Raw genomic sequence first — 11,836 nt, forward strand, 5'->3', positions numbered from 1 at the left:
GGGTTTATGGCGCGTTTACTCATCACTTACGCTGAGTTCCCGACCTTTTGCCATACGCATAAGCCTTTTACACTCAGGAGGTATCGGTTTTCCCTCATCCCAACCCGTGACAGTCCTCACAGTTTTAAAACACAGTTCTGCGACCTCTTCCTTCGTCATTTGGCACTCTAACTCTCGAAAAATGTAATTCTTACTCATTTCGCGACACTTCAATGATAAAACCTCTAAATACAAGAGGTTGCACTGATTCAAGGAGGTATGCACGATTGAACATAAGCAGACAAAGTGCGCACTGTACGAAGGCGTTATATGCCTTACCAGCTCAGGAGAATAGATGGATATCTTATTTTAACGAGAAATCGAGCTTCATCAGTATGAAATTCGTCAGAGTCGAGCTGATATAGAGCGGTTAATTCATCCTAGTTTCTCTGAAGTCGGTAAATCGGATATCAGTTTTGACTTCACTTCCATCGTTCACATGATGAGCACAGAGAAGCCTTCAGGCTTTTGAATTCATTCGCAGAATTATGAATGTATTCAACTTGAGCCTTCTGTTCAACTGCTTAAAGATGAGTCTGCTTTAATGGCACCGTCAGGCGAAATCAGCGACTATGCTAAACGTTGTTCGGCTTGGTCTTTTACAGGTACTTATTGGCCAGTTGAAGTATCGTCAAGCGACACCGTGTCCAGCCTTTAAACTGATATAAAAATGGACTTGGTGAACTGGCATTTAACAAGACGCTAAGAAGAGTAATTAGCAACACTTGGTATTTGTACTGTGCGTTGTGTTAAGTATATACGGTAATACGCGAGAGCTTCGGCATTGCGCGCGCCACACCTTAAAAACTACGCCTTTGGGAGAAAATATGAAGTTTTACAAAGCAGATAAATATCAGGCATCTTGCGAAGCTCTGTATCGTAAATACGAACTTGAGATAGCTACTTTGATTCCAGACGCAGTGATTGAGCATGTTGGAGCTTCTTCTATCCCTAATGCTGTCTCTAAAGGTGACCTAGATATACTCGTTGGTGTTGACGGAAGCAAATTAGAGAAAGCAGTAAAGCTACTTTCGACCTTAGGCTTCAACGAAAAATCTAATACGTTAAGAACTCCAGAGCTTTGCATGCTGGAAAGTAATTCAGGTGAGGACGTAGCTTTCCAGGTTGTGGCGAATGGTTCGGAGTTTGACTGCTTTGTGGGGTTTAGAGACAAACTCCGCGAAAATTCTGATTTAGTTCAACAGTACAATGAACTGAAAATGTCTTGCACAGGTTGGTCTCATAATGAATATCGCCGAAAAAAGGCAACTTTTATAGAGCGCGTGTTAGGACAAGCCTCGCATCAAGTTTGAAGTGCAACAATTTTTAAAGATGGGGTTCACTATCAAAAGTGAACCCCGAGTTAGGTGACTTTACATACTTCTAGTTATTCAGTGACTAATTTAGAACATCCGCTAACAAACTTTTGCCCCTAAATTGGTTTCGCCAAAAAGTCTACATTCACAGGTGAGCAGTGTTTGACCAAATAGAACTAATCTGGCACCCAGAACTCACAAAGATTGAAAAATGGGTGTTAGAGTGCTGTTTTTAGCTCAAAGCAACTCGATAATTCTTGCTCTATCAATCGATTTGAAGGCGTCATAAACTTACAAGGTGGTTTTAGAGAGTAATCCAATGGTTTATTACGAACCTTCGAAGAGTTAGGATGCTGCATCGTTTTTTATTAAAAGGAAATATTTTGACTCAGTGTAAATACCTCATTGATGTGGATTTTTTCTTACGTCATAATTTGACATCTAAAGGGTATGAATTAACCCATCCCGTAGTGTTAGACCAATACCCTCAGAATAGTAAATATGAGGCTCTTGAATTCTCTATCGATAAAAAGAAAGTTATCTATCGAAAGGGGAACCTTACACCAGATAGGCCCGGCAATTTTCTATCAATATGGAAGAGACCAGATGAAAATAGCACTGAATCTAGAAGAACCATGCCTTACGATAAGAATGATCTAGATTATCTTTTTGTTGAGGTTAATGATTACGAATCTTCGAAAAGAGGGATGTTTATCTTCCCTTTATCTGTTTTGATTAATAAAAAAATCATTACCTCAGATAAAGCTAAAGGTAAAATGGCATTCAGAGTGTTTCCACCATGGACATCTAGCCGTGGAGAGCTAAAAACAAAAGTGTTTTCCAATTCAGCAAAGAAAACTCAGCTCTGGCAAAGTGATTACTTTTTATGGATTGAAGATAATACAATCTTAGACTTTGAGAAATTCACCAAGATCTTCGGTAATTTAGCGTAATCGCACTTAGTGCGTACCTAAACCAATACTTTTGCTAGTGCTATGCTATTCATCGCACTAGCTCTTCACAACAACTTTGCCATACCTGTGATTATTCGTGGTTTGCTAATTTAGCAAAAGCACTGGCAAAGTTTTGTCCAATTGTGAGTTACTACAACTAAAACTAAAACTATCCATTTTCACACTTAATAAAAGCAGCCCATAAACTATAAGATTCTCTCTGCTCATATAAATAGTCGTAATCCAAATAGTGGCTCTGTACGCCACGGTGCACTTTGTGACCTAGCATAGTTTCTGCCACATGAAATGGAACACCCATCGCTTCCCACATATTACGAGCCGTTCTTCGCATGTCATGATTGGTCGTTCTAGGGAAACCCGCCGCCTCTATCGCATCAGCCAGTTTACGGCCAAACTCTACGGGCACGTTCTCGGCCATTGGCCTATCGGCTTCCACTTTCACTGGGGGGAACATGATTTCAAGATCAGGATAAATGGCAAACTGGTTTCGAATCACTTCTTCTGCCAATGGCGGAATCGCGCGTCGAATTGCCCCGCCCTGCTTTTTCCTGATCTTGTTGTTCTCTGCTGGTACTGTCCACACTAGTGCTTCTAAATCGAAATCTTGCTTCTTCGCTAAACGCAGCTCATTACTGCGGTTCGCGAATATCATCATAAGGCGTAAGAAGTTTTTGTTGCTCTCATGCACACCGATGTCGTCAATGGCTTTCCATAGTGCTTTAATGCCAGCTTCTGTCTGCTTACTCTTTTTGGTGTCTGTTGGTGCACCTACATCGGCTTTCTTTACTTCTGCAAGCATGTTGTATTTAAGTAAACCGTGACGAACAGCATAAGAGAGCACTTGTTTAAAGCGTGACATAAGATTTGCTGAATGTTTTGCACTCACACGATTCTTAGCCTTTTGAAATACTGGCATGTAGTCGGTCAGTTCTAGGTGTTTGGCTTGGCGCTGACCTAAATATGGGCTGATGTCTGTTCTAAACATCTTCTCAAGTGCTTGCCACTGCTTTACGTTATCTTTGCCGTGGTGTTCAACCCAATAGTCGATTAAGTCATCTACAGTACTTGGTAGGGCTTTGTCTGAAGGGTTGATGCCTGTTCTTGGGTCGATGCCTAAGATAACTAACTCAGCTTTCTTTTCACGCTCGCGCAATGCATCTCGCATCTTCATAGCTGGGTATTCGCCAAGTTTCATTTTTATGGCTTTACCTAGATAGGTAACGCGGTAAACCCAGGTCACTTTACCTTTAGGACTCACACGCACGCCTAAGCCATCTCTATGGGTGACTTCGGGTTGCCCTTTGTAAGGCTTACCTTGTGTGGCTCTTAGCCAAGCATCTGTGATTGCCATTCGTTTGTACCAAAAATATTTGGTACAAATTTGGTACAAATCTCATATGAATGCAAGTGTCTTCTAGTCATTATGAGCTAGTATCCAGCAAATGATTTAAATTGCATTCCTTTGGTTAAGTTTTTGTATTTAAAGGATTATATCAATAGGTATGAATGGTAAATAGGAATTGCAATAAGAAGGAAAATTCACGTCTTGAGGCACACCAAGCAACACATGAAAATGTTTAATATATGTTTTTCAACCAACAAGTATGTTGATCGGAGATATATGCATAATAAAGATACCCACATAGAAGCAAATACAGATGCCCCATTTGTGAGTAGCCGAACATTGTAACGAAATTATATGAAATGACAATGTTAGTCCCATAGCGCCACAAAAACTACATAACTTAAATGTCTCTTCTATACAGGGCCTTCTAACACCCTAAGCTAACGTTCAATGATTGATTCTTTGTCTTTATTTACAAACAAAAAAGCCGAACGGTTAAGCTCGGCTTTAGAAGTTGTATTGTCTTATCTCTATTAATCGACAGAGCGACTACTAACAGAGAGTTAACTACGTACTCATGATTCTTGATACAGCGTTGCGAATGTCTGAGTCGGCTGCGTTAGCTGGCAAGCTGAATGAGATATATTGGTCGCCACGGAAGCTCATTGAGCGGTCGATTTCTGCTAGGCAGTGAACCATTGAGCCTTCAACGATGAATGACAGCTCGATCTCTTTATTATTCATAAAGCCGCCGCTACGAAATTCAATCTCTTGGTAACAACCAGAGCGAGAAGCAAAGCTGTTGCCTTTCAAGAAGCCCTTCTCTACATCAGCTTTCACCATTGCCATTCCCGATGCTTCTACGCCTTGGATGATTTTAGCAACTGTTGGCAATGGGTGTACGGAGATGAAGTCGCGGTCTTTAGGATCAATCGCAAAGCCGATATCTAGGTTGGTTTCAACCCACACGTGACATTGATTCATTTGCGCGTTCAACGCGGTGACTGGCGTTTCATCATTTAACTTAAGACGGAATGGCACCAATTTGGTTTCACCCGGTTGGATCACGAAAGGCTCTACGGCTTGAATACGACCTAATGAAAAGGTTTCGTAGCTGGTGCTATCTTCCGTTTCGACTTTTACTTCTGTGTTGAGAACTAAGTTGATCAGGTCAATTTGTTGCTCAACGTCGCCGCCAACAATGTGTACATTGCCAGACAACTCTCCACCTTGGAAAACTTCAATATTATCTAAGACGGTATCAACCTTTGCTGCACCGATGCCCAACGAGGCCTTTAATTTCTTAAACATATTATTTCCCTTTCTAATTATCTGATTTGCGAATAGTTATTGCGTGACAATTTGCGACACTTACCTCACAGAATCAAGCAATTTGCCCCATCTATGTTGAATAAAGTCACATTGCCTGAGGAAATGTTGAAATCGTGAAAAATTCCGTTACTCTATTTGTATAGTCAAATAAGGTTTCATTATGTCGAAAGCGCCGCTCTACCTTCAGATAAAACAGTTCATAGACGACAATATCACCAGTGGTCACTGGCCAGTGGGTTACCAGATAACCACAGAGCTTGAACTCACCGAGCAGTTCAATGTGAGTCGAATGACAGTGAATAAAGCAATTCGAGATCTGGTGTCTGAAGGCAAACTCATCAGGAAGCCAAGGCTAGGTACTTTTGTTTGTGAGCCTGACGAAAAAGCGCAATCTCCTCTGCTTGATATCAACAACATCGCGCAAGAGATCAAAGACCGAGGCCAAACGTATGCTAGTCAAGTTATCAAGCACAAGAGCATCAAGGCTGATGAAAGCACCGCCACACGGTTAGGTGTCATGATCAATGCCGAAGTATTCTATAGTGAAATCATCCACTTTGCTGACAACACACCGATTCAATTGGAAGCACGCTGGGTGAATTCTCAAGCCGCTCCAAAATATCTAGAGCAAGACTTTTCAACCTCGACACCCAACGAATACCTTTCAAAAAGCTGCCCGTTGAGTGCTATCGAGCATACGGTTGAAGCCATTATTCCAGACTTACAGATCAGAACGTCACTAAAGCTTTCTGAATCAGAGCCTTGCCTACTTTTGAATAGAAGAACATGGAGCAAAGAGCGCCTAATCAGCTTTGCATTGCTCTACCATCCTGGCTCTAAGTACAAATTAAGCTCCAAGATACTTCTAGATTAAAGAACATCATCCTGATCGCCGATCACATTTTTGCAACATCAACTTGATTCGGGTCAGCGTTTAGCCTATTTATTTGTATATACATTTAATATTTAGCAAAGATCTAGGTGATTATGAATTTGATCCTCAAAAACGCACGAGTGGTCTCCATGAGTTCGGGAGCCGATGGCTATCAGCCCTCTTCCCCTCAAGATATCGTTATCGAAAGCGGTAAAATCGTGTCCATCTCTTGTTCAAACCAAGGCGTACTTGCTTCTGAGTTAGAACAAGTAAGTATTGATGGTTCTTTGGATTACATCACCTATGATTGCAAAAACAAGTTAGTCACCCCTGGGCTGATTGATTGCCACACTCACCTTGTATTTGCAGGTAATCGCGCCAACGAATTTGAGCAGCGTTTGAATGGTGTCTCTTACACCGACATCGCCAAGCAAGGCGGCGGCATTCTAGCGACAGTAACCGCGACCCGCGCAGCACAAGAATCCGAACTGGTTGAAATGGCATTACCGAGACTTGATGGCCTACTAAGAAGTGGCGTAACCAGCATCGAAGTAAAATCTGGCTATGGTTTAACACTTGAAGATGAGCTCAAGATGTTACGCGCAGCTAAAGCGTTAGAGAATCATCGCCGAATTAAGATCACCACCACTCTCCTTGCAGCGCATGCTGTGCCACCTGAATATAAAGAACAACCGGACAGCTATATCGATCTGGTTTGCCAAGAGATCATTCCTAAAGCTGCAGAGAAAGGGCTCGCCGATGCGGTTGACGTGTTCTGTGAATCTATCGGCTTCAACCTTGAACAAACCGAACGTGTATTTGCAACTGCCAAAGCACATGGGCTGGCAATTAAAGGCCACACAGAACAACTTTCTAATATGGGTGGCAGTGCACTTGCAGCGAAATACGGTGCACTCTCTGTCGACCATGTTGAGTACCTTGATGAAGCTGGTGTAAAGGCACTGGCGGAATCAGGCACAGTTGCGACTTTGCTACCCGGTGCTTTCTATTTCTTGAAAGAGACTCAACAACCGCCAGTCGCCCTACTTCGTGAACACAACATTCCAATGGCGATCGCGACCGACTTAAACCCCGGCACGTCTCCCTTTGCTGATTTAACGCTGATGATGAACATGAGCTGCACCTTATTTGGCACGACGCCTGAAGAGGCGCTGCGCGGTGTGACTTGTCATGCTGCGGCTGCCATTGACGACTCACAAACTAAAGGCAAAATTGAAGTTGGTTATGCCGCTGATTTAGCTATCTGGAATATCGAGCACCCTGCCGATCTAAGCTATCAAGTCGGTGTTCCTCATCTTCATAAACGCATCGTTAATGGCGAGGTGTGTCATGACTCAATCTAATTCCAACGGCATTCAAAAGAACTCAGAAGCCGTACATAACTTCGTGTGGACGGGACGTAATGATCTTGAAGATGGCGCACTCGGCACACGCGTACATCACATTACCAAACAAGTACAACATAGTAATTTAAGTAACGAGCTTACTGATGGCGCTATCGCTTTGGTAGGCTTTGCCAGCGATGCAGGCGTGTCAAGAAACAAAGGTCGAGTGGGCGCGAAGCAAGCACCTAACCTGATTCGTCAAGCGTTGGCTAATATGGCTTGGCACAGTGACGCGCACATCGCGGATCTTGGTGATATCGAGTGCCATGATGGTCAACTTGAAGTCAGTCAAAAACAGTGTGCTTCGGTTATTGCCTGTGCTTTATCAACCAACAAAGTGATTACCCTTGGCGGCGGTCATGAAGTGGCTTGGGCATCTTTCCAAGGTCTCGCTGAGCATTTACAACAAACGGAACTCCTTGATAAAGATCAGCCAGTACACAAACCTAAAATAGGCATCGTTAACTTTGATGCTCATTTTGATCTTCGTGAATTTGAAAGCAACATCGCTGACGTTAAACCGAGCTCAGGCACGCCTTTTAACCAGATCAGCGATTACTGCCACAAGCATCAGTGGCCGTTTCATTACGCTTGTCTTGGTGTGAGTGCTGCCAGCAATACCAAAGCGCTGTTTAACAAAGCCGACCAACTGGGCGTTTGGTATGAACACGACCGCAACATGACCCAAGTGAACCAAGTTGCCCAACTGGTTAAGTTGCAAAAATTCATCGCTGAGTGTGATTACCTCTATCTCACCATTGATCTCGATGTATTCCCCGCAGCGACTGCGCCGGGCGTAAGTGCACCAGCGGCAAGAGGCGTGAGCTATGAAGCACTCGCTCCTTTTCTAGAACAGATTTTCCAACACAGTGAAAAACTCATTATCGCGGACATTGCGGAATACAACCCAGACTACGACGTCGATGGCCAAACGGCTCGATTGGCGGCACGTTTGTGTTGGGATATAGCCAGTGCAATGGCCAGCAACTAATCCAGCTATACCGATAACTACAACTACAACTACAACGATATAACGTGAAACAGAAGGAATTCCAAAATGACGGAACACCACAACAGTGACCCTCGTCTCGACACGACTCGCGAAATTCGCGCACCTCATGGCACCACTTTGCGCGCTAAATCTTGGTTAACAGAAGCACCACTGCGTATGCTGATGAACAACCTAGACCCTGATGTGGCAGAACACCCACATGCACTGGTTGTGTATGGCGGTATCGGTCGCGCGGCGCGTGATTGGAAATGTTATGACAAGATTGTTGAAGTATTAGAGCGTTTAGAAGACGACCAAACGTTACTTGTTCAATCAGGTAAACCTGTGGGCGTGTTCCCGACTCATAAAAACGCACCTCGCGTACTGATCGCGAACTCTAACCTTGTTCCACACTGGGCTAACTGGGAGCACTTCAACGAGCTCGATAAAGAAGGCTTGATGATGTATGGCCAAATGACTGCCGGCAGCTGGATTTACATTGGCTCACAAGGCATCGTCCAAGGCACTTATGAAACGTTTGTTGCTATCGCGAAGAAGCACTTTCAAGGCGAAGCAAACGGCAAGTGGGTTTTAACGGGTGGTCTTGGCGGCATGGGTGGTGCTCAACCTCTTGCTGCAACTATGGCTGGCTTCTCAATGATCGCGGTTGAATGTGATGAATCACGAATCGATTACCGCTTGCGTACAGGCTATGTAGACAAAAAAGCCACTAGCATAGATGAAGCGATGGAGATGATTAAAGAGTCAGACACACCAATCTCTGTTGGCTTGCTTGGTAACGCAGCAGATGTATTCCCAGAGTTAGTTGAACGCAATATCACGCCTGACGTCGTGACAGACCAAACCTCTGCCCACGATCCGTTGAACGGCTACTTGCCTCAAGGTTGGACGATGGAGAAAGCAGCACAAGAACGTTTAGTTGATGAAGCGAAAGTAGTGAAAGCCGCTAAGCAATCAATGGCGATTCAAGTACAAGCTATGCTAGATCTTCAGTACCGTGGCGCTGCGACCGTAGATTACGGCAACAACATTCGCCAAATGGCACTGGAAGAAGGCGTAGAAAACGCATTTGATTTCCCAGGTTTCGTTCCTGCTTATATTCGTCCTTTATTCTGTGAAGGCATCGGTCCGTTCCGTTGGGCTGCCCTTTCTGGCGACCCAGAAGACATCTACAAAACAGACCAAAAAGTAAAAGAACTGATTCCTGACAACCCACATCTACATAACTGGCTAGATATGGCGCGTGAACGCATTCAGTTCCAAGGCCTACCAGCTCGTATCTGTTGGGTTGGATTGAAAGATCGTGAACGTTTAGGACAAGCATTCAATGAAATGGTGAAAAATGGCGAACTGAAAGCACCAGTTGTTATCGGTCGTGACCACCTAGATTCGGGCTCAGTAGCAAGCCCGAACCGCGAAACAGAAGGCATGATGGATGGCTCTGATGCAGTTTCTGATTGGCCTCTTTTGAATGCCCTTCTGAACACAGCTGGTGGCGCAACATGGGTTTCTCTGCACCATGGCGGCGGCGTTGGCATGGGCTTCTCACAACACTCAGGTATGGTGATTTGTTGTGACGGTAGCGAAGATGCATCACAACGTATTGCTCGTGTACTTCACAATGATCCGGCTACTGGCGTTATGCGTCATGCTGATGCGGGTTACGATATTGCCAAGCAGTGTGCTAAAGAGCAGAAGCTTGATTTACCTATGCTAAACGAAGAACTTCGTCGCCTTTAATGTCTGGAGAAAACATGTTGAATTTATTACTTAAGCCAGGACTTCTAGGCCTGCCTGAACTGCGTAAGATTAGCCGTAGCCCTGTGAATTTATCTCTCGATCCTGCAGCGATTCCTGATATAGAAGCGAGCATGCACGTTGTCGAACAAGTGATTGCTGAAGATCGCACTGTGTATGGCATCAACACGGGTTTTGGCTTGTTAGCAAATACCAAAATCGCCCCTGAGGATTTAGAAGTACTACAGAAAAGTATCGTGCTTTCTCACGCGGCGGGCATTGGTAAATTCATGTCTGATGAAACTGTTCGCTTGATGATGGTGTTAAAGATTAACAGCTTGTCTCGCGGTTACTCTGGTATCCGCCTCAAAGTGATTAATGCCCTTATCGATCTTGTGAACGCACAGGTTTACCCATGTGTTCCACAAAAAGGATCTGTGGGTGCTTCAGGAGATCTTGCTCCCCTCGCCCACATGAGTACGGTACTGCTAGGTGAAGGCCAAGCACGCCACAACGGCAAGATCATCACTGGCTTAGAAGCAATGCAGATCGCAGGTCTAGAGCCAATCACACTTGCACCTAAAGAAGGTTTGGCGCTATTAAACGGTACTCAGGCATCAACTGCCTTTGCATTAGAAGGTCTATTCGCAGCTGAAGACTTATTCGCGTCTGCAACCGTGTGTGGCGCGATGTCTGTTGAAGCCGCGCTGGGTAGCCGTCGTCCGTTTGATCCGCGTATTCATCGCGTTCGTGGTCATCGTGGCCAGATGGATGCAGCACTTGCTTACCGCCATATGCTTGACCAAAAGAGTGAGATTGGTGAATCACATACTTGTTGTGAAAAGGTTCAAGATCCTTACTCACTGCGTTGTCAGCCTCAAGTGATGGGTGCTTGTTTACAGCAGATTCGTAACTCAGCAGAGACCTTAACGATTGAAGCAAATGCAGTATCCGACAACCCGCTTGTTTTCGCTGACGATGGCGACATCATTTCAGGTGGTAACTTCCACGCAGAACCCGTCGCAATGGCAGCCGATAACCTTGCATTGGCCATTGCCGAGATCGGTAGCTTGTCAGAGCGTAGAATGGCACTACTGATTGATAGTGCGCTAAGCAAACTACCGCCTTTCTTGGTCGATAACGGCGGCGTGAACTCAGGCTTTATGATTGCTCAAGTAACATCAGCAGCATTAGCAAGTGAGAACAAAACCTTGGCTCATCCGGCGTCAATAGACAGCCTCCCTACTTCTGCAAACCAAGAAGACCACGTATCAATGGCCACCTTTGCCGCTCGTAGGCTTAGATACATGGCTGAAAACACCCGTGGGATATTGGCAGTAGAATATTTGGCAGCAGCACAAGGGCTAGACTTCCGCGCTCCGAATCTATCTTCCCCTCGTGTGGAAGAAGCGAAGCAGATTTTGCGTGAGAAAGTGAGCTTCTACGATAAAGACAGATATTTTGCTCCAGATATTGAACAAGCTAACCTGTTACTCAAGTTATCCGTTCATAACCACCTAATGCCAGAAGGAACACTGTCAAGTTTTTAGTACTTTCCGTATACTGGGCTGTACTCTCGTTACAGCCCACTTGTCCATAAAAAATGAATACACTTATTGATAGGAGTGATGCTATCCGAAAAATCATCACTCACCGTCGGAAAGTTCATTACCAATGATAACAAAAAAATCCCCAATCCTGCTTACAACAGCCCTTATCAGCACCTTATTCTTAGCCGGCTGTGGATCAGACTCAAGCAATAAAGCACCAGCAAAACCAACAACTCCAACGACTCCAACGA

The 11,836-nt window shown here is 44.5% G+C and carries 9 protein-coding genes and 2 pseudogenes; 8 read left to right on the plus strand and 3 right to left on the minus strand.

The features are described 5' to 3' along the window. Positions 1–18 precede the first annotated feature (18 nt). Positions 19–213: pseudogene (locus AB4589_RS22600) on the minus strand (regulator); the annotation flags it as partial. A gap of 145 nt (positions 214–358) precedes the next feature. Between AB4589_RS22600 and AB4589_RS22605 the strand changes: the two are divergent. The 3 genes and pseudogenes from AB4589_RS22605 to AB4589_RS22615 all read left to right on the plus strand — a co-directional run bounded on the left by AB4589_RS22605 (position 359) and on the right by AB4589_RS22615 (position 2,308). Next, a pseudogene (locus AB4589_RS22605) lies at positions 359–707 on the plus strand (DUF4440 domain-containing protein). A 159-nt stretch (positions 708–866) separates the two neighbouring features. Next, positions 867–1,352, plus strand: coding sequence for a GrpB family protein (locus AB4589_RS22610; protein ID WP_102309126.1), 486 nt, complete (start codon positions 867–869; stop codon positions 1,350–1,352). A 473-nt stretch (positions 1,353–1,825) separates the two neighbouring features. Further along, the gene (locus AB4589_RS22615; RefSeq protein WP_371712703.1) at positions 1,826–2,308 is read left to right on the plus strand and encodes a MepB family protein; all 483 of its coding nucleotides are present in this window, start codon (positions 1,826–1,828) and stop codon (positions 2,306–2,308) included. Between the two features lie 169 nt (positions 2,309–2,477). Here the strand turns inward: AB4589_RS22615 and AB4589_RS22620 are convergent, their stop codons facing one another. Next, positions 2,478–3,680: a tyrosine-type recombinase/integrase gene (locus AB4589_RS22620; RefSeq protein WP_372101731.1), complete on the minus strand. Its 1,203-nt coding sequence runs from the start codon at positions 3,678–3,680 to the stop codon at positions 2,478–2,480. A 561-nt stretch (positions 3,681–4,241) separates the two neighbouring features. Beyond that, entirely contained in the window at positions 4,242–4,985 is a 744-nt protein-coding gene (locus AB4589_RS22625; RefSeq protein WP_371709964.1) for a sporulation protein, read from the minus strand. A 181-nt stretch (positions 4,986–5,166) separates the two neighbouring features. Between AB4589_RS22625 and hutC the strand changes: the two genes are divergently transcribed. From hutC to hutH, 5 genes are all read left to right on the plus strand, one after another. Further along, the gene (gene hutC, locus AB4589_RS22630) at positions 5,167–5,880 is read left to right on the plus strand and encodes a histidine utilization repressor (RefSeq protein WP_016795117.1); all 714 of its coding nucleotides are present in this window, start codon (positions 5,167–5,169) and stop codon (positions 5,878–5,880) included. A gap of 113 nt (positions 5,881–5,993) precedes the next feature. Beyond that, positions 5,994–7,244, plus strand: a complete 1,251-nt coding sequence (gene hutI / locus AB4589_RS22635) for an imidazolonepropionase (protein ID WP_372101732.1) — start codon at positions 5,994–5,996, stop codon at positions 7,242–7,244. Continuing rightward, entirely contained in the window at positions 7,231–8,277 is a 1,047-nt protein-coding gene (gene hutG / locus AB4589_RS22640; protein WP_371709962.1) for a formimidoylglutamase, read from the plus strand. Before hutI ends, hutG begins: the two co-directional genes overlap by 14 nt. Positions 8,278–8,343: 66 nt before the next feature. Continuing rightward, a complete protein-coding gene (gene hutU, locus AB4589_RS22645; RefSeq protein ID WP_371709961.1) occupies positions 8,344–10,038 on the plus strand; it encodes a urocanate hydratase in 1,695 nt (564 codons plus the stop codon). A 14-nt stretch (positions 10,039–10,052) separates the two neighbouring features. Continuing rightward, positions 10,053–11,585, plus strand: a complete 1,533-nt coding sequence (gene hutH / locus AB4589_RS22650) for a histidine ammonia-lyase (protein ID WP_032555189.1) — start codon at positions 10,053–10,055, stop codon at positions 11,583–11,585. Positions 11,586–11,836 lie beyond the last annotated feature (251 nt).

Origin of the sequence: Vibrio sp. 10N.222.49.A3 (genome assembly GCF_041475145.1) — a bacterium.
Taxonomy (GTDB): domain Bacteria; phylum Pseudomonadota; class Gammaproteobacteria; order Enterobacterales; family Vibrionaceae; genus Vibrio; species Vibrio tasmaniensis_A.